This is a genomic window from Ruegeria sp. THAF33, assembly GCF_009363615.1.
Taxonomy (GTDB): Bacteria; Pseudomonadota; Alphaproteobacteria; order Rhodobacterales; family Rhodobacteraceae; genus Ruegeria.
Genome location: NZ_CP045384.1, coordinates 56,000 through 76,653, shown reverse-complemented (window position 1 = coordinate 76,653; position 20,654 = coordinate 56,000). Strand labels below are relative to the sequence as shown.

Here is a 20,654-nt window from a genome sequence, read left to right as displayed (position 1 = left end):
CGCAGGCCTTACTAATATGCAATTTTTGCAACATAATCACTGAATTTCGAATTAGCAGAGCAGCAGAACACATCGTAAATTGACGAAAATCAATATTAGGAATTGTGACATGCATCTTGCGCGCTTTCCCCGCCTTCACCTCGCCCATCTTCCGACACCGCTTGAACCGATGAAGCGGCTTTCCAAAGAGCTGGGGGTGGAAATCTGGATCAAGCGCGACGATTGCACCGGCATGTCAACCGGCGGCAACAAGACCCGCAAGCTGGAATTTCTGATGGCCGAAGCAGAAGCGCAGGGCGCCGACATGGTGATGACGCAAGGTGCCACTCAAACCAACCACGGTCGACAAACCGCAGCGTTTGCCGCCAAGCTGGGCCTTGATTGCCATATTCTTCTGGAAGATCGCACCGGCTATCAAGATGGCAACTACAATACAAACGGCAATGTTCTGCTGGATCACTTGCACGGCGCGACCACCCAGAAGTTTCCCGGGGGTCACGATATGCCGGGCGAAATGGAAAAGGCTGCCGCGAAGAAACGGGCAGAAGGCCGCAATGTCTATGTCATTCCCGGCGGCGGCTCGAACCCGACCGGGGCGCTGGGCTATGTAAACGCGGCCTTTGAACTGTTGGGTCAGGCCAATGACAGCGGATTGCGGATTGACCGGCTGGTACATGCGACCGGGTCGTCCGGTACACAGGCAGGTTTGGTGACGGGAATGTGCGCCATGAATGCGCAGGTGCCGGTGCTTGGCATCGGGACAAGGGCACCTCGGCCAAAGCAGGAACAGATGGTGTACGACCTCGCCTGCGAGACGGCCGAAAAGCTGGGGTGCGCGGGCATGGTAAAACGTGAAGATGTCATGGCCAATACCGACTATGTCGGCGAAGGCTATGGCCTGCCCACTGAAAGCGGCATCGAAGCGATCCAGATGTTTGCCGAATTGGAAGGTATCCTTCTGGATCCCTGCTACTCGGCCAAGGGTGCAGCGGGCCTGATCGATCTGGCGCGCAAAGGCGAATTCAAAGACCAGCGGGTCGTTTTCCTTCACACGGGCGGCGCGGCGGCTTTGGCGGGGTATGACTTTGCCTTCGATCACAAAAACCGCTGGGTGAATATCTGAGCAATGACGCAGCACCCCATCGGCATTCTTGGCGGCATGGGCCCTGAGGCAACGATCCTCCTCCAGCGCAAGCTGGTCGAGGCTATGCCGGTGAGCGACGACCGGGACCACATTCCGCTTTTGATCGACATGAACACTCAGGTCCCGTCACGGATCGCGCATCTGATCGACGGGGCGGGCGAAGATCCGGGGCCGACACTGGCGGCGATGGCGCGACGTCTTCAGGATGCCGGCGCCGTGGCGCTGGCAATTCCCTGCAACACGGCGCATCACTATGCCAAGGCGATCACCGATGCCGTGACCGTTCCGCTGTTGAACATGGTTGAACTGGCCGCGGATCACGCCGTCGGGACGCTCGGGAAGGGTGGGTGCGTTGGTGTGCTCGCTTCTCCGGCGGTGCGCCGTATTTGTCTTTTCGAAACAGCCCTGCACGCGCACGGGCTGTCAACCGTTTGGCCAACGGATGACGACGCGATGCTGGCGGCGATCCGCGCGATCAAGGTCAACGGTCAAAGCGAGAAGGCACGCGAAACGCTGCGAGCATCCTCAAGGGCCTTGGTCAAGGCGGGGGCGGACTTGCAGTTTGTCGCTTGCTCTGAATTCTCCCTCATTGCCGACAGCGTCGCGGATGACGCCAATGCAGTGGATACGATCGATCTGCTGGTCCGCGCGATCGTCAATTTTTCTCAGACGGGCCGGCATACAAGGTAAAGGCGCATTTTCCGTTCAACGGCCGGGTGGTGCGTCAAAACGAATCCGTCCGGTCACAAACGCTGCCAAAGCTGGTGCGCGATCTGATCCAAACTGGCCGGATTGGAAAAGGCTGAAATCGTCAATGTTGCACACCATGCATCGTCACCGATCGGCACCAGCAACCCCTGATCCAGCTCCGCGGAGATCGACGTTTCGGGCATCCAGGCAAATCCGCTGCCGGTCATCAATCTTCGCTTGATCGTTTCGACGAGGCTATCGACATATATCGTTTCGGTATTCTGGGGTTTCCGGTCAACGGTGTTTTCAACGACCATGCCCAAGAAGGACGATCGGTCATAGGACAGATAGGGGATCGGTGGACCATCCTGCCGGGACAAATCCCAACCCAGTGTCCGCACCGGCTGTGCGGCAGCCACCGGTATCAGCCGATCCTTCAACAGATCCTTACGCTCGAACGCGGTTTCGTCGATCATGGGCGAGACAGTATGGTGATAGTAGCACAGCAGGATATCCACCGCGCCTTCGACCAAAAGATCACAACAGGTGCTCAGAGAATCGGACAGGACGCGCGTGCGCAAATCGGGGATCTGTTTCTGCAACTCTTCTATGCGGGTTGCCAAAAAATTAACCGCAATGGTGTGCAGAACCGAAAACCGGATGAACCGACTGTCGCCCCGGTCGGCGTCCCGCAGGGATTGGCGGGATTCAGACAGCTGTGAAATTGCCGCCTGGGCAACAGGCAGGAATTGTTTGCCGGCCTCGGTCAATTGAACCGGATAGGTTGCCCGATTGACCAAAGGCAGCCCCACCCAGCTTTCCAAGGCTTTGATTCTGCGGCTGAAAGCGGATTGCGTGATGTTACATTCATCAGACGCACGGGTGAAGTTCAAGGTCCGGGCGAGGCATTCGAAATCGCGTAGCCAATTCAGATCCAATGCGTATCCCCGCTTGTGAAAGAGCATCTTCAGCAACGATACAGAAAACTATGCAGAAACAGAATAGTTTGATGAAATGTTCGAATTGGCTCTCAGAAAAGCTCCTGTTCTAGACTTCCGGGCAGGGTCTGGCGGTTGGTCTTGTTTCAGCCTTCCGTCCGAATGTGTCGCCAAAGGCAAGTTGGCGCCCCCCTATTGCGCGATAGGAAAATCGAACGACGGAAAAAAACGACGCCGAACCACGGCGCATTTCAACAGAGGAGAAGACCATGAGAACAAATCTGAAAAAGCTGGGGATGGCTGCTGCGCTCAGCGTCTGCGCTGTGCCGGCATTCGCAGCCGAAGAGGTGAAAATCGGCGTGCCATCCTGGACCGGCGCCCAAGCGATTGCCCATGTGCTGGGCGCGGTCGTGGAAATGCGCATCGGGGGCAAAGTGGAATATGTGCCCGGCAACAACGCCACGATCTTTCAGGCGATGGATCAGGGCAAGGGCGATATCGACGTTCATCCCGACGTTTGGCTGCCAAACCAGGAAAGCTTCACCAAGAAATATGTGGACGAAGCGGGCACCGTCACCCTGTCATCGAACCCCTACGAGGGCAATCAGGGTTTCTGCGTCAGCAAAGACTTTGGTGAGGCCAACAACATCACCGACATCGCCGATCTGGGCCGCCCGGATGTGGCCGCATTGATGGACAGTGACGGCAATGGCAAAGGTGAAATGTGGATTGGCGCGCCGGGTTGGGCTTCGGCCAACGTGAACGAAGTCAAAACCCGCGACTATGGCCTGCTTGATTTCATTGAGCCGATACGCGCCGAGGAAAGCGTTAAAACCGCGCGGATCAAGGACAGCATCGCCAAGGGCGAAGGCTACGCCTTTTATTGCTACAAGCCGCATGCCGTCTGGTACATGTTCGACGTCCAGATGTTGACCGAGCCACAATTCGACCCGGCAAAATACGTGATGGTCCAACCGTCTGATGACCCGGACTGGTACAACAAATCCAATGTCGCGACCAAGGACGCCCTCAAGAACGTGCAGATTGCGTGGTCCAACACGCTGCCAGAGCGTTCTCCGGCGATTGCCGATTTCTTGGCGAATTTCGCATTGACGGCGGATGATGTCAGCGGGTTCGCCTATGAGATCAGCGGCAAGGGCCGTGATCCGGCAGAGGTTGCACGCGAGTGGGTCGAGGCGAACCCGGATCGTGTCGACGCTTGGCTGGGCCTCTGATCGAGCTTCCAGAAACAGGGTGGCGGCATCTGTTGGCGCCACCCAAAAGCAGACCTCTGGGGGACTTATGAGCGACGATACCGTTATTGAAATCTCGAATGTCTGGAAGATTTTCGGGGGCAGGCCCGAGGTGGCGCTGCAGGCAATCCGCGACCGTGGATTGGACAAAGCCCAGGTGCTGGCGGAATACAACTGCGTTGTGGGCGTCGCGGATGTCAGTCTTTCGGTCAATCGGGGCGAGATATTCTGCATCATGGGCCTGTCAGGCAGCGGGAAGTCCACTCTGGTTCGCCATTTCAACCGGCTGTTGGAACCCACCGCAGGCAAGATCGAAATCGAAGGCACTGACGTGATGGCCCTGGGCCCGAAAGAGCTTCAGCAGTTTCGCAACAACAAGATTGGCATGGTCTTTCAGAACTTTGCGCTGATGCCGCATCGGTCTGTGCTGGACAATGTCGCAATGCCGCTGGAGATCCGGCAGGTCAGCAAGAATGAACGCATGCGTCAGGCCGCTGCTATTCTGGATATCGTCGAACTCGGAGCCTGGGGATCGAAATTCGCACACGAGCTGTCCGGGGGTATGCAGCAACGTGTGGGCCTTGCCCGGGCACTGGCAGCGAACCCGGATGTGTTGTTGATGGACGAACCGTTCTCGGCGTTGGACCCGTTGATCCGGCGGCAATTGCAGGATGAGTTCATTCGACTGAGCAAAATCCTGAAAAAGACGACGATCTTCATCACCCATGATTTGGATGAAGCCGTCCGCATCGGGAACCGGATCGCGATCATGCGCGACGGCAAGGTGGTGCAGATCGGAACGGCCGAAGACATCGTAATGAACCCCGCCGATGACTATGTCGCCGATTTCGTGGCGGGTATCTCAAGGCTCAAGGTGGTGCGTGCCCACGCCGTCATGCGGCCCATACCGGAACATGTCGCGACCCATGGCCCTCTGCCCTCGGACGCCCCGCGTGTGAATGAAGGCGAAAACCTGAGCACGCTGATCAATCTGGCAATCGACACCGACAGCGCGATCCTTGTGGAGGACGGCGGCGTGGATGTTGGCGTCATAACCCGTGCCGATCTGTTGCGCACCGTGATCGAAGGAACCGAAGTGTCATGAGTTCTTCAGATGTGAACCCGCTGGAAGATACCGAGAGCGAAGCAGCCCAGGCATATGCCGAAGAACGGCGCGAAAACATCCGTGCCTTCGTTCGCACCAGCCCCGACTATTACATCCGCAACTTCGACAAGATCGGCGCGTCGTCCCGATTTACGCCGACTTTCAATCTGATGGCCGGGTTGTTTGGCCCGGTCTGGTTCGGTGCACGGGGCTTGTGGTCATGGGCGTTGCCATTTCTGATCCTCGAAACAATAGCCTATGTGCAGATCGCGCGCGGGATGTTCGGCGACCTGGCGGCCGAGGCAATGGAACGCATCGCGTCAATTGAAGGGACGCTTGAGCTGCGCCGTCAGCAGTTGGCCGCTGCCATCGAAAACAACTCGGACAAGATCGACGTCTATCAGCGAACGGTGGACTCGCTCGAGGAAAACATAGGCGGCATCCGCGCCGAAGCCGAAGCAATGGCTGCTGAAGGGCCTTACATCGTTCTGACCGGCCTGATCATTCTGATCATTGTCAAGCTTGTTCAGTCTCAGGTGGCAAACTGGGCGCTCGAGGCGCGTTTCTCGGAATGGCTGTCAGATCGTTCAATCCGATCAGCAATGCCGGTATCGCAGATCGTGTTCAGCGCGATCTTCATGGCGCTGATCGTTGCTGCGGCGATGATGCATTACAGCTTTCCGGGGCGTTTCTCGTTGCTCAGCCATTTCCCGACAGACCCCAATATCCGCCTGACCAGCATCACCTGGGTGGAAGACTTCATCGCCTGGTGCGTGCGCAACAGCGAAGCGTTCTTTGACGGGCTGACATTCGGTATCCGCACCCTGCTGGACGCGCTTGAGGTCATCTTGGTGCAGACGCCATGGATCGTGATCGCCAGTCTCATCATTCTGCTGACATGGCTGACTGCGGGCGTCAGCACGGCAATCTATTCGGGCGCGTTTCTGGCCTATATGGGGCTGTTGGGCTTTTGGGAGGGCGCAATGACCACGCTGGCCTTGTTGGGGACAGCGGCATGCCTGTCGATTGTCATCGGAATTCCACTGGGCATGTTCGCGGCGCGTCGCCCTCGGTTCTACGCTTTCATCCAGCCGATCATGGATTTCATGCAAACCATGCCCGCCTTTGTTTTCATGGTCCCCGTGATCGCGTTTTTTGGTGTCGGCAAGCCGGCGGCGGTTGTGGTCACGATGATTTTCGGTGGTACGCCAGTGGTGCGCCTGACCGTCCTGGGCTTGCGTGGCGTGCCCGAAAGCGTACGCGAGGCGGCGATCAGTTTCGGCGCCAACAAATGGTACCTGCTCACCAAAGTCGACTTGCCGCTGGCAAGCCCGTCGATCCGGGCGGGGATCAATCAGACAATCATGTTGTCACTGGCAATGGTTGTTGTTGCGTCTCTGATCGGTGCCAAAGGGCTGGGCGAGGATGTTCTTGAAGCGTTGCAATACGCGAATGTGGGCCAGGGTATTCTTGCGGGGTTCTCAATCCTGTTCTGTGCCATGATCCTCGATCGGATTGTGCAGGGCGGCCGGAAATGACACCCATCGTGTTTGTTCACGGGTTCCTGGGCGGCAGTCGGCAATGGCAGCGGCAGGTCGAGGCTTTGCAAGGTTACGATGTCATCACGCTGGATCTGCCGGGTTTTGGCGAAAATGCGCAACGTGACGCGTTTTGCAGCATCTCGGGATTCGCGGACTGGGCGCTGAATGAGCTGAAGGCGCGCGACATCGAGACATTCCACCTGGTTGGTCACTCGATGGGTGGAATGGTCGTGCAGGAAATGGTTGCCCGTGCGCCCGAGCGTGTTGACCGTTTGGTTCTTTATGGCACCGGGTCCGAAGGTGTGCTGCCCGGGCGGTTTGAGACCATCGACACCTCGAAAACCCGTGCCTGTGCAGACGGGCCGAAAGTGACGGCGCGGCGGATTGCGGCAACCTGGTTTCTCGAACGCGAAAATGCCTTGGAATACGAGCTTTGCGCCACGATAGCCCAGAAAAGCAACCTGAAGGCCATGCTGTCAGGTTTGGATGCGATGCATTCGTGGAGCGGTGCTGAAAACCTGCCGGCAATCAGGACCAAGACGCTGATTATCTGGGGGGATCGTGATCGCACCTACCCATGGAGTCAGACGGAACAGCTGTGGCAATCCATCCCGAATGCAAACCTAGCGGTGATACCAAACTCTGCACATGCGACGCATCTGGAAAAAGCTGAACTGTTCAACGGGATATTGCGAGATTACTTAGTTGCCTGATATTCGGCAGGGCCCCAAATACCCATGCGTTCCTGCTATCACGCTGGATTCGTGAAAAAAGCTCCCTTCGCGCCATTTGTGCACCCAATCCAACGGCACTGCGCAAACCGATCAGATTTGCAAAAAACGAACGTCAGGCATGGACCGGATCGTGGCCAGATCCTGTTCGTAAAGCTCTGTGAACGCTTCAACTATGTCGGAATTCCAGCCCGGTAAATCGAGCTCTTCTTCGATTTGCTCCGGCCGGGCGTATTCGTCCAGAGTATTCGCCATCTCTTCACGTCGGCGGCCGTGATCGATGGCGTTCCCTTTTCTCACGATGTCCAATACATGACGTTGTCCGGCTTCTGTCAAAAGGGAGGACAGGAATGCAAACTCTTCATGAAGCACAGCCTCATCAGGCAGTCCCGCTATGGCGCGGATGATATCGCCCCAGATAAGCGGGGAGTTCTCGTGTTCCCACAAGGTGAGCTGAACCTGAGGCGCAAGATCCCGCAGGTCTTCGATCATGCCAAGCCAGCTGAGGCAGCTTAAATCAGTGCTGGCCAGAATGTCCCGCCGATGGTCTTCATGGATCGAGGCCAGAATCTTTGGGATAAAAACCCCGGGGTTCACCAGCCCTGCAAACACTTGAACCTGCACGCCGTCCAGCAGAGTGCCCGTATGGGCTGTTCTATTCCCTGCAAACGGATAGATCTGGCCGTCTTGCAGCGCGGTGCGCCTGGGGCCAAAGAACTTGTCGCTCGACACAACCACACGGTCCAGATTCTGGTTTCCGGCAACAAGCTCGGACAATCTGTTCCGTGCGTCTGCATCAGATACACCCTGCAGAATCGAGTCAGACATCACTTTGACGAATAGCCGGGACCGACGCGGCCCCAGAACCGCAGTTCGGTATTTGGCCAGTACGCTCCTGTTCGCGCCAAGCGAGGACATCACCAGCCCTTCATCCGAAAAGGCAACACCGGCGTGTATGGCAACCTGCATTTTTTCCTTTACCCCTTGGCTTTTCTGCATAGCCGCGTCCGTTACACTCGCGAGATATTTGCAACGGATGAATTCAGCGTTTTTTTGCACGTTCTCAGGAAATCGGGCAATGTCTAAGTTTGGGCTAAAATTCAGGCTTGCAGTCTACTGCCAGAGGAAGTAATCGACAGCCAGTGCCCCTATAGCTCAGCTGGTAGAGCAACTGATTTGTAATCAGTAGGTCCGCGGTTCGAGTCCGTGTGGGGGCACCACAGCATCCGCTAAAACATTGTAAATCATCAACTTTATCTCAGGATGGAGCCACCGCAGAACGTGGCGGAGAACAAAACTGCACCCCACTCATTTGTCAAAGATGGCGTTTTCTACTTTGTGCGGATAGTCCCGAAGGATCTGAAGCAACTCTACACGTGGTCGAAAATCTCACACATACTGAGAACCAGATCAGCTTCAGTGACAGCACTAAGGGCTACAAGAGCTGCACAATATCTTGACGAATAATGGTATCACCTTCGGGTCAAGGACAGCGACTTACCGGGCAAACACATGCTTCGACGGCGCAATACGCCAATACCGCTCCGGTGACGTTCGTTGCGTTTTCCACTATGCGGGAGACGGTCAAGCTATCGAAGGCTGGGCCAACTATCTTCGACTGAAGGGCCATGCCCAAGTGCCTGTAGGACCGCGTTACGTAGAGACCCTTGGTGATGGCGCAGCGTGCTGCAACCGTCAGATCACAGCCCATCGCAGTCACCATGTGCCACCGCTCCGCCAGCTGATCTTGCGTCATGTTTGGTATATCAACCTCATTTGCTCACTGCGGCACGAGGAAGTTCGATCCGCTTCTATTAAACAAAGTGAGGGTTCTGAGTTCAGAAATCTGTGGCCACCGCCAATAAAGATGTGACACATCCGCAAAATGTCTGACCTCGCTACCTTGAACGCACGGGAATCGGCGTCTGCAAATGGTCCGAAAGCTGACGTTAAATAAAACACTTGGAAGAGGGCTTCGAACCCAGGGCAGACTAAGTGAATTTCAATCTTAGTCTAATACCAATCATCCCTGAGTTGTGTACCAGATAGGCGACGTATAAGCCCTTTCTTGTATCGACCAAGGGGCTTCGTCAGGGATTTCTGTCCCGAACACCTTGGCATCGTATGTCGTCCAGCGCGGCGTTAGTATGGCCAGCACTCTGACGTAGTAGAACGCGCTTTGCGTCGGGTCGTAGTCCGGGTCTTCCCAATATCCGGCGAGAATTGCCTCGCCGATGTCATTTGTCCAAGACGCGTTTTCTACATCCACCATATTGCCAACCGGGCCGTCACACGCCGCGTTTACAAGTTCACGCTCGCCGCAAGCAACATCATAAATACGTTCCGACGTTGTGCCGTCACTGTTCAGCCAGCCTTTGACAATCTGAATACGGTCGAGGTTGGCCCCATCGGGGTCGCGGAGAGCACGGATGAGAAATCGCGGAGATCGACCATCACTATCAACTGGCAAATCCGCCCCCATAGGGACGCCATTTTCATATCCATACGCGGCAAAATCCGCACGTGGCAGGTCGGTTTCGTCGAATTCAAATCCGGCAAAAACGCGAACACGCATGCGCGGCCCCGTGGTTGCATAGACTTCTTTCCGAGCAAAAGCATCCCAAATCGCCTCGCGGGTGTTTTCCCTTGCCCAAACGGCCGCCAAACCCGACACCGAAGTCTGCCATGCATATTGTGCAACACTCTCGTCACCACCAATACCGCCGACGACTTCTTCAAATCGGATCGGGTCAGCAGTAGGTTCAACAGCCGCGACTTTCCCGAAGAAATTGTCCTCGCCAACCGTGGACAGCGATGTATGAGCGTCAGTTGAGCCGATCACGCCAAACTTGAACGGGTTTGTCCCAGTTTCCGCCTCGTATCCTAGTCCACGACGCAATGCCGCGCGTGCATACTCGCGTGGAAGCATCTCCGGTGTCTTGGGCTCTGGTCCAAGTTGTCCTTTGTCCCACGTTTCAAAGTCGGCAAATTCATCGTCAGGTGACAGCATGGGATGTGCTTCGCCGTCACCTTTCATTTGTGTGATTTCGTAGATCGGTTCCCACTTGGCACGCTGTTTGAAATACTCAACATCGAACGGTTCGCCGGACAAGCGCACTTCGTCGAGCATCAACCCGTTGGACAAATTGCCATTGTGCGGGAACGCGAGCAGCTTTTGGCCTGTTGTCTCTTCGGCTTGTTCCATCCATGCCCAAAGGTCTTCGGGGTCGAAGCTGTCAAAGTTCGAGAACGGGATGATCTTGTCAGCGCCCTCTTTGCCACCATTGAATATGACATTCCTGTGCAGGTTGTTCCGCTGTGGGTTTGAGGTCCACTCGAACCCAATAAGCGCAGTAAACAAACCCGGTTGATTGTGTGCCTCTGCGGCAGAGATAATGTTGCTCCACGCTGTTTGGTAAATCTCCTGATAATCCGCCAAGGGGTCTGTGCCAGTGGACTTGGCTTGGCTCCAAATCGACCATGCGCCGACGGGATCACCGGCCTCGACAGCCGCGTTCAATTGCTGGCCAAACTCTGTAGAGAGCAACGTGGCATCTTTGGCTGAGAGCAGCGGCGCAAGACCAAGGTTCTCGGCGTGATCGGCAATAACCAGAAAATCCAATGGTCGGCGCAACCTCGCTTCGACGCCGGTGCTGGATGTAACGACTTCGCCTTTGGCAAACCTGTACGCTTCATCAGGGCCAAGTACATTTCCGATCATCCCAGCATCGGCAGAGTATGATGTATGCAAATGGGTGTCGCCGAAAAAGACCTGATTAAGGAAGTTTTGTTGTGGGTAGGGGGAATACTCTCTGTCACCGGGTTGAGTGTTCGGGATGTCCTCGGCATGCGCGGCAGCAGTAAAAGCAACAGTCAAAATAGATGCTAAACGGAACATTTCCTAACCTCTTATTTTGTTCAGAGCTTACAACGCTCAATACAAGTAACCATGACGCAAAATCTAAACTATTTTCGCCTAGCATAGCTGCCGCAAAAGAAAACTCTGCTAATGATGGCTGCGAGCCCAAAGTACTGTCCCGCAATGATTAAAGCATACGACCGTACCTAAGTCTCAAATAGAAATGGTATTTTAAGTTGGTTTGCTTGAGAAGGCCGGGGTTCCATCATTTTTGGCAGTTCGACGACGCGCAATCTCCTGTCGAATTAGATCTATGTGCAAACGTGCATCATATGCTCCCTGGCGGTATGCGAGAGGCAGATTCAGATTTGCAAGGGCGGTGTCCACTTCTTCGATGTTTTTGGCGACCTCTTCTACTTCAGTTGAGGTCTGTGCCTTGCCGAGTTCCTCCTCAAGCGCAGCGATGCGCTGATAAAAACGCCAGACCCGGCGCTTTTGAAACCACACGTAACTAGACGGAACGATCCGCAGAAACGGTACTAAGAACAACAAAGGCAACAGCAATAACAATACGCTGCCAAACTGCGCCGCGATCCAATATGGCAGGACGCCATGCAAAAAGTTTGGCCCAGAGTTTATAAGTTCTGTGGCAATCTTGTTTAATGGTACAGGTGGCGAAGCCGTGTTTGGATACTCGCGCGCACTTTGCAAAATATTAGGTTCGCTATGAATGTTCTTTGCTGCATTTACCAACCTATCGGTTACTGCAGGGTGCAGATCGGATGCGGCGATAAGTGAAGCTCGCAATGCTAAGATCTTAACATCCTCTGGTGGTCTCGGAGGGTCGAGTGTGATTGATCCTGCCGGCACAGTTACCGAATTCGCTCCGGAAAGTTTCAATGCAAGGGCGTCGACCAAAGCCATAGGGACGAAAATGATTTCTGGATCAAAAATTGCATCCATAAGGTAAGGTGCATCGAGTGGAGCGACAAACAACGCGGCATCCGCTTCGTTGGCATACAACGCCCCTATCGCATCATGGCCCCCGACATCGACGAGGTCTATGCCGACATTTTGCAACCCAGCGGCCTCAATTAGCGCTAAAGCGGCGGCGCGAGTACCAGACGCCTGAGATCCTGCAGCTAAGCGTATGTCTCCCCATTCTCCTGCATTAGCTCCGACTGGACTAGACTTTCCGCGAAACACCACCATGGGTTCAAGAAAAATGGCACCCAGAGACTGTAAGCTTTCGTCCTGAGGGAGTTCGAGGCCGCCTTGAACAAATGCGGCATCCACTTCGCCAGAAACAAGTCTCTGAATATTCTCAACGGACCCTTCGGTTTCTACTAAAACTACCTGAATGCCGTCACGTGCAAGTTCTGCTTTGTAGAGTTGTCCAACTTGCCAATATCCCCCGCCGTTTATGCCAGCAGCTAGCTTAATACTGTTGGGCGGCTTCAAGCCAAAGATCAGAAAAACAAGCAAACCGACAAATATAATCGGAAAGAGAATGAAAAGAGCTAAGCGCATTTATTCTCACATTCAGATGATCGGAATCGATAATTCGTTCTCATTTGATAGCAATCTTTTTGCCACCGAGAAACCGATCACAGTGAGAAGCACTCGAAAGTTCGAGTTCTTCGGTTCAAGTATCCCGACATATTTAGTGGGTGCGCAAAAAACCAAATGCGCTTGAAGGAGTTTGAAATCAAAAACTGGCTGTCGCAGCAAAGCGCAGAGCTTAAGCGCCACTATCAATCCAAATACTATTCGACCGGCGACCAATTCGTGCCTGGATCATAGGCAGAAATTTCAGCTGCAATACTGAGTGTCTCCGGGCCAAAATCTGCCTCGTAGACTATGCCGTTTTCGCCAACCAGAAAGGAATGGATGCCAGTTTCTCCATAGTCTGCCGGTATTGCCAGCAAGGCATGTCCTGCAACAAAGTGATCACCGACAAAATAAGAGTAGGCACCCCCCGGAGCGTTAGGGCCCTGCTCTTGCAGGATTGTGTAATAATAGCCAAGAAACGGTTCGGCTTCATAGTCAACCTGACCGTCACTCCACCCCGAAGCTGCGGCGCGGGCAAGCGCTGCACCGACAAGGCTGTCTTTTCCAGGCCAGAAGAGTCCGTTTTGCTCTTCCGGATCTGAAATGATCGTCTGAGCGAATTCCATAACGCCATTCCCGTTATGATCCACAAGCCGGAAAGCTGCCTGCAGATCGACATAGGCCTCAAGCAATTCGATCACTTCCAACTCATTCAAACCTATTTCGCGGGCTGAAAGCTCTTCGATCCCTGCTTCCAGGTCAAAGCGCCAACCGTCATCTGTACGCAGAATTGGAATTGGAAAAGGCCAACTGTCTTCACCCAGGAGAAGTACAACCCCTTCATCCTCAGGCTGAAAGCGATACCCCTCAGCGTACATGCTTAGCACTTCCTGCCTTCTTTCTTGGTCTTCCGCCGGATCGCCCGTTCCCACCAAGTCTTCGGCTTCAGGACCAAAAACTTCGAGCATCTTGCTCTGATCATTGGCCTTCAACGCACCAACAAAAGCATCCAGTGCGGATTGCGGGGTATCGAAGTTGGCCCCGCCAGAGAGGGCCGGGCTTGCACTCCCGGCGAGCAACAAAATTGTAAATACTGATCTACGCACCTTACCGTCTCCGCTTGCCTTTAGCTGCATGTCCACGCTTGGACGCGCTTTGCGTTCTGCTACCGGACGCTTTTTTCTTCATCGCTTGCCCTTTGGATGCCTTGGGCTTGCCCTGCGCCGATACGGCCTTCTTCGCCAACGGCTTCTTCGCAGTCTGCGGTCCTTGCGCGACTGGCTTTTTCGTAGCATCTGGACGTTTGGTGCGATCAATAGCCTGTTGCTTTGCGGCGACCTTGTCCCGATTAGCGTTGCCACGGTTCACCAAAGCCCCGCCTGCTACAGCCCCTGCACCGACCGCAGCCGCGGCCGCCCCGCGGTCTAGGCTAATATCCGCAGCACCAGATTCTCGGCTCAACTTTGCACGCAGTTCATCGGTGCGACCGTCAGGACGGTTAACCGGCAAGTCGCCACGGCCACCTTCAGGTCTTTTGTGGTCAGCTATTTTGTTCCGGGCCTCCTGTTGCCGGTCAGGATCGGGATTCCATCCGATATTCGTTCGGTCACCTAAATCTATATCATTGCCAATATTGACGTTGCCATCGACGTCAATATCGATGTCTGGATTTCTGTAAATTGGACCGCCGCCCCAACCACCACAATTTCGGCACCCCCAATAGTCGTACCAATCATCGTCGTCGTCAAAAATCTCGTCGATCAGGGCAACAGTGCCAAAAGTCAGTAATGCGGCGCCCACAACATCCCCGGTTGACCGGCCAGTATAAACAGTCTCGGGATTGTATTGTGGGACGTATACCGTTTCGGGCTCCGTCGGTGTAATTATCACTGTGTCGTCGTCAGATACTTCGACAGTTTGCTCGGGCCCTGAAACAAGAGCGCCGCTGTCAATTGCCTGATCCCGCATGACCTGCACCGCATCCATCACATCATCGGACTGGGCCAACATGGCTGTGCCGACTGTCTCGGTCCAGTCAATATGGGTGGCCATCTGACCAACAATTTCGGGGAACGCCGTCGCCAACACACTGACGGAAGGATCCCATCCCATTGCTTCGATTTCCAGCTCAAGCTCAGCAGGGTCGCGATCGGCGTTGTCCAGCAGATACCGTTCAGCCTTAACAATTTCCAACGGCTGGGTGGCCGCGACAAATATCTGTATGAGAAGCGTGTCGGGATAAAGAGCAACCGGGGCGACCAATGTCTGCAACTCAGCGCCAGTTAGCAGGCTGGATGAGGTCGCCGAGATATCATCTTTTGCCGCTACATCTTCGGACGACTCTTGCGCTAACGCGGAAGTAGATACGCAAATACCGAATGCAATTAATAGAAACCTGAACATATTGCGATCCTTCGATTTCTTGAAGGATCACCTAAGACTGCGATTCTGGCAACCAATCAGTCAAATAGACGGTTATGGGACAATTATCGGCACCCAGCCAAGTTTGAGCGAGTGGCCTCTTTGGGCTCGATTTGGACGTTTGACACAATACCTCGAATGACAGCTTTGCGAACAAAGCAGCCGTTCGCTGCGGATGCGAGAACTCGATTTGGCAGAACTAGCAGTCTGCGGGCCGGCTGTTACGGCACGTGTCAGTTCAAATGTCATTGAACGGCCCCGTAGAAAGTCGTTCCAAAACACACTGCTGCACCAAAGCTTCGCTTTGGTATATTTCGATCATTTCTTGTCAAAACTCGCGCAAATAGCTTTCATAAACAACAGTCTCGCGGAATTCTGTTCTGCGTCGCCAAGCCCCTTCATTTGCAGTGTTGAAGAAATTACAAGTTTGTTGCGGGGTCATTAAAAACTTAAGCTTTAAGGTAAGAGCAAGCATATAAAAGTCATCGCTATAAATCGTTAGGCAGCTCTTCACTCCACTTTCTTAGCTTATCGAGGAATCCAAGGGCTGTGCTGCCAAACTCGGTGATGGAATATTGAACCGAAACAGGGGAAGTATCCATCACTTGTCTTGCAACCAAACCCTGCTCCTCAAGTTGGCGTAATCTCTCAGCGATCATCTTCTTACTAGCCCCACCGATCATACGCGATAGATCGTTAAAACGCACGGGGCCATCTTTGAGGTGCCACAAAATCGATCCGGTCCATTTTCCGCCAATGATCCGCATACCTCTTTCGATTGCGCATGGCTCCAGACAGGCCTCCGAGACCTGTCGACGGCCTTTGGCGTCCTCTTCAATCCGCGCTCGCATTGTCATCCTTCCGCTCAGATAGCCAGGTTACCAAAAGTATACTGGTTGATTTCTCATACCTACACTCTCAAATGCTTTCTGAACCCGGCGAAAGTCAAGGGTTCAGAAACTGCACATATGGATATGGACATGAGCAAAATCCTGATCGTGAACGGCACCCAGCCCTACGAATTCGCCCCCGGACAGTTGAATGCAAGCCTCGTTGAACGTGCGCGGAATACGCTGGCAGCAATGGGGCACGACGTGCGCGTGACCACTGTCGCTGATGGATATGACGCGAATGCAGAGGTCGACGCGCACCTGTGGGCCGATACAGTCATCATGCAGTTCCCGGTGAACTGGATGGGCGTTCCTTGGGTTTTCAAGAAATACATCGATGAGGTGTACACGACCGGTATGGACGGCCGCTTGTGTGCAGGTGACGGCCGAACGACCGACGCGCCCAAAGTCAATTACGGTACCGGCGGCACGCTAAACGGTAAGAAATACATGCTGTCAGTTACCTTCAACGCCCCGAAAGAAGCATTCGATGACGAGTCCGAGCCTTTCTTTGCGGGTGCCAGCGTCGACGACCTGCTAGCGCCAATGCACCTGAACGCAAAGTTCTTTGCCATGCAGCCCCTTACGACTTTTGCTGCATTCGATGTTATGAAGAACCCGGAAATCGAGGCCGATTTTGCTCGATTTGACGCACATCTGAAAACCACATTTGCCGAGGTTGAACATGTCCCAGCCTGATATTCACCTGTATACCGCAGGCACGATGAACGGCTACAAACCGGTCATTTTTCTGGAAGAGGCAGGTATCGCCTACGACCTGACCCATATCAACTTTTCCAAACACGAGCAGAAGGCGCCAGACTATTTAGCGCTTAATCCGAACGGAAAGATCCCAACGATTGAGGACCGTTCGGAAGGCCGCGCGATCTTCGAATCCGGCGCGATCCTGTGGCATCTGGCCGAGAAATACGGAAAATTCCTGCCTTCGGACCCGGCCAAGCGGTCCGAGGTAATGCAGTGGATGCTTTTTCAGGTCGGTCACGTCGGGCCGATGATGGGACAAGCGATGTATTTCCAGCACATCGCTGCGCCTAATGGCCATGAAGAGCCCTTTTCAATCCGTCGCTACGTGGAAGAAAGCCGCCGGTTGATGGAGGTGATGAATACGCGTCTGGACGGGCGGGACTGGATCGCAGCGGACGAATACACCATTGCCGACATGATGCTGTACCCGTGGGCGCGTGCTTATGTCTGGGCACGGGTGGATGTGTCGGACCTACCGCATCTGAACGCCTGGTTCGACCGTATGGATGCGCGACCTGCCGTCCAGCGAGCGCTAACCATCCCCAAGGCTAACCCACAGTTCTGGGATGCTGACGCAGATGCCAGCGCCTTTGCCAAGGAAAACGCGGCGCGTTTTTCCGGCGACGTGAGAGGAACCTGAGCCGTGCAAGCTGCTCTGCCTATTCGCGTCGATATCGTGTCAGACGTTGTTTGTCCTTGGTGTGTGATCGGCTATCACCAACTTGCCAAAGCCGCGCGCGACACTCAGACCGAACTGGATATCCATTGGCATCCATTCGAGTTGAATCCACAGATGGCCGAGGGTGGTAAGAACCTGCGCGACCACTTGGCATCGAAATACGGGACGACGCTGGAAGGGTCGATCAAGGCACGAGCCCGCCTGACAGAGATGGGCGCGGCACTGGGGTTCACGTTCAATTACGCCGATGACATGCGGATGTATAACACCTTCCGTGCGCATCAATTGATTGACTGGGCCGCCGAACCAGGCAACGGCCATGAAATGAAGCAGGCCCTTTTTTCGGCGTTCTTTACACGCCGCGAAAACGTCTCGGACATACAGGTTCTGGCCGATGCGGCTGCTGGCATCGGGCTGAACCGCGCGGATGCGTTGGACATGTTGCAAAGCCAAGATCGGGCCAATCACGTGCGCCAGAAAGAGCAATTTTGGATCAGCCGAGGAGTTCAGGGTGTGCCCGCAATGGTGTTCGACAAACGTCACCTTGTGACCGGCGCGCAGGGCGAGGAAAACTACGCCCGCATCCTGCTGCATCTACGAGACGACAGGGCCGCGTGACATCCGTGAATACCGGGCACTGCCAGCGCAATAAACCCACGATCGGGCGGGTATTGCCTGGCATGCCATCGCTGAACAACCATTGTGGGGGTTGCATGACGAAAGTCTCCGCGACAACCTTCATCTTATAGTGAAACTCAATCTGGGTGGCCGCTTGTCGGCCACCACAGCCTTTCAACCTTGAAGAGTTCCCATTTTATGGCATTGCATGACCACCCCATGTGGCGAAAGCCCCAACATCACCAGGACCTTGACCATGCACATGATCATGTCCACTGGGCCGAGCTGTTCTACGACCTGATCCATGTCGTGACGATCTTTCTGCTGGGAAATTACTTGTCGCATCATCTCGATCTGCATGGGTTTCTTGTGTTCGCTGGGGTCTTCATCACGCTCTGGTACGCGTGGGGCGAACTCAGCATATTCAACTCGATCTTCGTCAGCACCGATTTCTGGCACCGGCTGATTATGGCCGTGATGATCTGCACGGTAATGTTCATGGCAGCGGCGATCCCGGCTATTGACGGAAAGGGTTGGGTTTTCTTCGCGTTAGGATTTGCCGCGAACAGGGTCCTGCTTGCGGCGCTGTACTATCGCGCCCGGCGGGTCAATTCATCTGGCGAGTCCATGTCGACGGCCCAGATCCGGAATTTTTCGGTTTTTGCGGTGATCTTTGCCATCACGGCATTTCTGCCAACACCCTTGGCCTATTGGGTGTTTGCTGCCGCAATGGCGGCCACACAGGCGATGTATATGATCCCAGGCCTCACTGTATTGCGCTTCGAACGTTTCGTCCCGCGCCTTGGCCATATGGCGGAACGGTTTGCTCTGCTGACACTGATCGTTCTGGGCGAAGGGTTCTTCAAACTCGTCGTTACTTTGTCCGAGAAAGGCATCTACAAAGTCTCACTTGATGTGCTTGTTAATTTCGTCATCGGTGGCGTTTCGATGTTCGTCATGTGCTGGATTTATTTTGACTTTGTCGGCAACGCCAAGCCCAACGACAAGAAGGTGTCGACATTGGTCATCTGGTGGCTTGCGCATCTGATATTGATGTTATGCGGCGTCATGGTAGGCGTGGCCTTAGCTGCCGAGGTCAAAGTCGGTTTTTGGGAGCCATACCCGACCGAATATGCCGCCATTGGCTGTTTCGGCCTTGCAGGATATATCGCCATGCTTTGGGTGCTCCAGAACGTTATTGAACACCGTCTTGCATCGGACTTTGGGCGCTGGGATGTGCGGGTATTTGGGATCGTTCTGGCTATTGCCTGTTTCTTTATCGTCCCCCATGTTCCCTCGTTGGTTGGCAATCTGATCTGGGGCACAGCCTTGCTATCGCAAATCGCGATCCCCCTGACGCGCGCCTGGACGCAGTTTCGACATGAGTGAGGCAGTTACAAATTCGGGCTATCTAAAAAGGAAAGTCTATTGGTGGCTCGAGCGCCCGGACAGGGCGGCCACCGGTCCATGGTTGCTTGAAATAGCTCTAATTGCCCTCATCACACTGAACGTGGCCGCCGTTATCCTGGAAACGGTCGACTCCATATATACTCGTTGGGGCCTGGCGCTGAACCTCTTTGAGGGTTTTTCTCTATTCGTATTCGTTGTCGAATACGCGGCAAGACTGTGGGTCGCCACCGAAAATCCAAGTTACAAAACGCGCGCTGCCTGGGCCGTCTCCCCGATCGCCATCATCGATTTATTAGCGATTTTACCTGCGCTGCTCTATTTGATCTTCCCGGTTGATCTGCGTCTGTTGCGGACCTTCCGCATGTTGCGGCTCCTCAAACTCACTCGGTACTCGCCTGCACTCGGAATGCTGCTCGCTGTGTTTGAGGAAGAGGCCGGCGCCTTTTTTGCAGGTTTTTTCATCCTGATGGTGATGCTGATCTTTGCTGCCAGCGGTGCATGGCTGGCAGAGCACGAGGCGCAACCGGAGGCATTTGGATCGATCCCAGCGGCGATGTGGTGGGCGATGGCAACGCTTACGACCGTTGGTTATGGCGACGTAACGCCCGTGACAGTTGCCGGTAAGATCTTCGGCGCTGCGATCACGGTGATTGGCATTGGGATGGCCGCATTGCCCGCAGGGATCATTGCCAGCGGTCTGAACGACCAGTTGCACCGCCGACGAGCCAGCCTGGAACGTGAATTTCGAAAGGCCTTGGAAGACGGCGATATCTGCGACGCGGACGAGGCCGTTATTGAAGCCGTTCGCAAGCAATTGGGTCTCTCGCGTCGCGCTGCCGATCATATCCGAAACCGCGTACACGCTGAGACCATGTCCCAGGCCGATCACTGCCCTACCTGCGGGCAAACTGTGCAAAAGGCCAAGCCCTAAGCGTGAGCAATTGGCCTGCCACTGATCAGGTGCCGAGCTCCCAACTGGATCACAGCAGATCTGTGAAAATAGGGGGTTTCGAATAGAGTATTTCGCGTGCTTGGATGTTTCGCTGCTGTCCTACGCGA

At 54.6% G+C, this 20,654-nt stretch carries 19 protein-coding genes and 1 tRNA gene; 13 read left to right on the top strand and 7 right to left on the bottom strand.

What is annotated here, in order from left to right:
- Positions 1–109: 109 nt before the first annotated feature.
- The gene (locus FIU92_RS00370; protein ID WP_152456678.1) at positions 110–1,123 is read left to right on the top strand and encodes a D-cysteine desulfhydrase; all 1,014 of its coding nucleotides are present in this window, start codon (positions 110–112) and stop codon (positions 1,121–1,123) included.
- 3 nt (positions 1,124–1,126) lie between these two features.
- Positions 1,127–1,834: an aspartate/glutamate racemase family protein gene (locus FIU92_RS00365; RefSeq protein WP_152456677.1), complete on the top strand. Its 708-nt coding sequence runs from the start codon at positions 1,127–1,129 to the stop codon at positions 1,832–1,834.
- Positions 1,835–1,887: 53 nt separating this feature from the next.
- Here the strand turns inward: FIU92_RS00365 and FIU92_RS00360 are convergent, their stop codons facing one another.
- Positions 1,888–2,799, bottom strand: coding sequence for a LysR family transcriptional regulator (locus FIU92_RS00360; protein ID WP_254705333.1), 912 nt, complete (start codon positions 2,797–2,799; stop codon positions 1,888–1,890).
- Between the two features lie 242 nt (positions 2,800–3,041).
- Between FIU92_RS00360 and FIU92_RS00355 the strand changes: the two genes are divergently transcribed.
- The 4 genes from FIU92_RS00355 to FIU92_RS00340 all read left to right on the top strand — a co-directional run bounded on the left by FIU92_RS00355 (position 3,042) and on the right by FIU92_RS00340 (position 7,384).
- Positions 3,042–4,007 (top strand): glycine betaine ABC transporter substrate-binding protein, encoded by a 966-nt coding sequence (locus tag FIU92_RS00355; RefSeq protein WP_152456675.1) that lies wholly within the window; start codon positions 3,042–3,044, stop codon positions 4,005–4,007.
- Positions 4,008–4,074: 67 nt separating this feature from the next.
- On the top strand, positions 4,075–5,130 hold the full coding sequence (locus tag FIU92_RS00350; protein ID WP_152456674.1) for a glycine betaine/L-proline ABC transporter ATP-binding protein: 1,056 nt from the start codon (positions 4,075–4,077) through the stop codon (positions 5,128–5,130).
- Positions 5,127–6,668, top strand: a complete 1,542-nt coding sequence (locus FIU92_RS00345) for a proline/glycine betaine ABC transporter permease (protein WP_152456673.1) — start codon at positions 5,127–5,129, stop codon at positions 6,666–6,668. Before FIU92_RS00350 ends, FIU92_RS00345 begins: the two co-directional genes overlap by 4 nt.
- Entirely contained in the window at positions 6,665–7,384 is a 720-nt protein-coding gene (locus tag FIU92_RS00340; RefSeq protein ID WP_152456672.1) for an alpha/beta fold hydrolase, read from the top strand. The genes FIU92_RS00345 and FIU92_RS00340 overlap by 4 nt, the downstream gene beginning before the upstream one ends.
- A gap of 111 nt (positions 7,385–7,495) precedes the next feature.
- Here the strand turns inward: FIU92_RS00340 and FIU92_RS00335 are convergent, their stop codons facing one another.
- Positions 7,496–8,401, bottom strand: a complete 906-nt coding sequence (locus FIU92_RS00335; RefSeq protein ID WP_152456671.1) for a hypothetical protein — start codon at positions 8,399–8,401, stop codon at positions 7,496–7,498.
- Between the two features lie 145 nt (positions 8,402–8,546).
- On the opposite strand from FIU92_RS00335, the gene FIU92_RS00330 reads away from it, so the two are divergent.
- Together FIU92_RS00330 and FIU92_RS23160 are read left to right on the top strand one after the other, a co-directional pair.
- Positions 8,547–8,622 (top strand) — tRNA-Thr (locus FIU92_RS00330).
- Between the two features lie 43 nt (positions 8,623–8,665).
- Positions 8,666–8,869, top strand: coding sequence for a DUF6538 domain-containing protein (locus FIU92_RS23160; protein WP_371419724.1), 204 nt, complete (start codon positions 8,666–8,668; stop codon positions 8,867–8,869).
- 556 nt (positions 8,870–9,425) lie between these two features.
- On the opposite strand, the gene FIU92_RS00325 is transcribed toward FIU92_RS23160, so the two are convergent.
- The 5 genes from FIU92_RS00325 to FIU92_RS00305 all read right to left on the bottom strand — a co-directional run bounded on the left by FIU92_RS00325 (position 9,426) and on the right by FIU92_RS00305 (position 16,000).
- A complete protein-coding gene (locus FIU92_RS00325; protein WP_152456670.1) occupies positions 9,426–11,300 on the bottom strand; it encodes a DUF3604 domain-containing protein in 1,875 nt (624 codons plus the stop codon).
- A 192-nt stretch (positions 11,301–11,492) separates the two neighbouring features.
- The gene (locus FIU92_RS00320; RefSeq protein ID WP_152456669.1) at positions 11,493–12,791 is read right to left on the bottom strand and encodes a TAXI family TRAP transporter solute-binding subunit; all 1,299 of its coding nucleotides are present in this window, start codon (positions 12,789–12,791) and stop codon (positions 11,493–11,495) included.
- Positions 12,792–13,027: 236 nt separating this feature from the next.
- The gene (locus FIU92_RS00315) at positions 13,028–13,918 is read right to left on the bottom strand and encodes a DUF2950 family protein (protein ID WP_172978440.1); all 891 of its coding nucleotides are present in this window, start codon (positions 13,916–13,918) and stop codon (positions 13,028–13,030) included.
- 1 nt (position 13,919) lies between these two features.
- Complete coding sequence (locus FIU92_RS00310) at positions 13,920–15,215, bottom strand: DUF3300 domain-containing protein (RefSeq protein ID WP_152456667.1); 1,296 nt, start codon at positions 15,213–15,215, stop codon at positions 13,920–13,922.
- Positions 15,216–15,721: 506 nt separating this feature from the next.
- The gene (locus FIU92_RS00305; protein WP_254705332.1) at positions 15,722–16,000 is read right to left on the bottom strand and encodes a helix-turn-helix domain-containing protein; all 279 of its coding nucleotides are present in this window, start codon (positions 15,998–16,000) and stop codon (positions 15,722–15,724) included.
- Positions 16,001–16,213: 213 nt separating this feature from the next.
- On the opposite strand from FIU92_RS00305, the gene FIU92_RS00300 reads away from it, so the two are divergent.
- The 5 genes from FIU92_RS00300 (at position 16,214) to FIU92_RS00280 (ending at position 20,526) form a co-directional block, all read left to right on the top strand.
- Positions 16,214–16,822 carry an NAD(P)H-dependent oxidoreductase gene (locus tag FIU92_RS00300; protein WP_152456665.1) on the top strand — a complete coding sequence of 203 codons (609 nt, stop codon included), beginning with the start codon at positions 16,214–16,216 and terminating at the stop codon, positions 16,820–16,822.
- Positions 16,809–17,528 (top strand): glutathione S-transferase family protein, encoded by a 720-nt coding sequence (locus tag FIU92_RS00295; RefSeq protein ID WP_152456664.1) that lies wholly within the window; start codon positions 16,809–16,811, stop codon positions 17,526–17,528. The genes FIU92_RS00300 and FIU92_RS00295 overlap by 14 nt, the downstream gene beginning before the upstream one ends.
- Before the next feature lie 3 nt (positions 17,529–17,531).
- On the top strand, positions 17,532–18,185 hold the full coding sequence (locus tag FIU92_RS00290; protein WP_254705331.1) for a DsbA family oxidoreductase: 654 nt from the start codon (positions 17,532–17,534) through the stop codon (positions 18,183–18,185).
- A gap of 198 nt (positions 18,186–18,383) precedes the next feature.
- Positions 18,384–19,574 (top strand): low temperature requirement protein A, encoded by a 1,191-nt coding sequence (locus FIU92_RS00285; protein ID WP_152456663.1) that lies wholly within the window; start codon positions 18,384–18,386, stop codon positions 19,572–19,574.
- Positions 19,567–20,526 (top strand): ion transporter, encoded by a 960-nt coding sequence (locus FIU92_RS00280; protein WP_152456662.1) that lies wholly within the window; start codon positions 19,567–19,569, stop codon positions 20,524–20,526. Before FIU92_RS00285 ends, FIU92_RS00280 begins: the two co-directional genes overlap by 8 nt.
- Positions 20,527–20,654 lie beyond the last annotated feature (128 nt).

Excerpts from the sequence above, each read along its gene's own strand:
- FIU92_RS00360 (WP_254705333.1), bottom strand. The coding sequence starts at position 2,799 with ATGCTCTTTCACAAGCGGGGATACGCATTGGATCTGAATTGGCTACGC.
- FIU92_RS23160 (WP_371419724.1), top strand. The coding sequence starts at position 8,666 with ATGGAGCCACCGCAGAACGTGGCGGAGAACAAAACTGCACCCCACTCA.
- FIU92_RS00340 (WP_152456672.1), top strand. The coding sequence starts at position 6,665 with ATGACACCCATCGTGTTTGTTCACGGGTTCCTGGGCGGCAGTCGGCAA.
- FIU92_RS00280 (WP_152456662.1), top strand. The coding sequence starts at position 19,567 with ATGAGTGAGGCAGTTACAAATTCGGGCTATCTAAAAAGGAAAGTCTAT.
- FIU92_RS00355 (WP_152456675.1), top strand. The coding sequence starts at position 3,042 with ATGAGAACAAATCTGAAAAAGCTGGGGATGGCTGCTGCGCTCAGCGTC.
- FIU92_RS00320 (WP_152456669.1), bottom strand. The coding sequence starts at position 12,791 with ATGCGCTTAGCTCTTTTCATTCTCTTTCCGATTATATTTGTCGGTTTG.
- FIU92_RS00350 (WP_152456674.1), top strand. The coding sequence starts at position 4,075 with ATGAGCGACGATACCGTTATTGAAATCTCGAATGTCTGGAAGATTTTC.
- FIU92_RS00305 (WP_254705332.1), bottom strand. The coding sequence starts at position 16,000 with ATGCGGATCATTGGCGGAAAATGGACCGGATCGATTTTGTGGCACCTC.
- FIU92_RS00300 (WP_152456665.1), top strand. The coding sequence starts at position 16,214 with ATGAGCAAAATCCTGATCGTGAACGGCACCCAGCCCTACGAATTCGCC.
- FIU92_RS00345 (WP_152456673.1), top strand. The coding sequence starts at position 5,127 with ATGAGTTCTTCAGATGTGAACCCGCTGGAAGATACCGAGAGCGAAGCA.
- FIU92_RS00325 (WP_152456670.1), bottom strand. The coding sequence starts at position 11,300 with ATGTTCCGTTTAGCATCTATTTTGACTGTTGCTTTTACTGCTGCCGCG.
- FIU92_RS00370 (WP_152456678.1), top strand. The coding sequence starts at position 110 with ATGCATCTTGCGCGCTTTCCCCGCCTTCACCTCGCCCATCTTCCGACA.
- FIU92_RS00310 (WP_152456667.1), bottom strand. The coding sequence starts at position 15,215 with ATGTTCAGGTTTCTATTAATTGCATTCGGTATTTGCGTATCTACTTCC.
- FIU92_RS00335 (WP_152456671.1), bottom strand. The coding sequence starts at position 8,401 with ATGCAGAAAAGCCAAGGGGTAAAGGAAAAAATGCAGGTTGCCATACAC.
- FIU92_RS00295 (WP_152456664.1), top strand. The coding sequence starts at position 16,809 with ATGTCCCAGCCTGATATTCACCTGTATACCGCAGGCACGATGAACGGC.
- FIU92_RS00285 (WP_152456663.1), top strand. The coding sequence starts at position 18,384 with ATGGCATTGCATGACCACCCCATGTGGCGAAAGCCCCAACATCACCAG.
- FIU92_RS00365 (WP_152456677.1), top strand. The coding sequence starts at position 1,127 with ATGACGCAGCACCCCATCGGCATTCTTGGCGGCATGGGCCCTGAGGCA.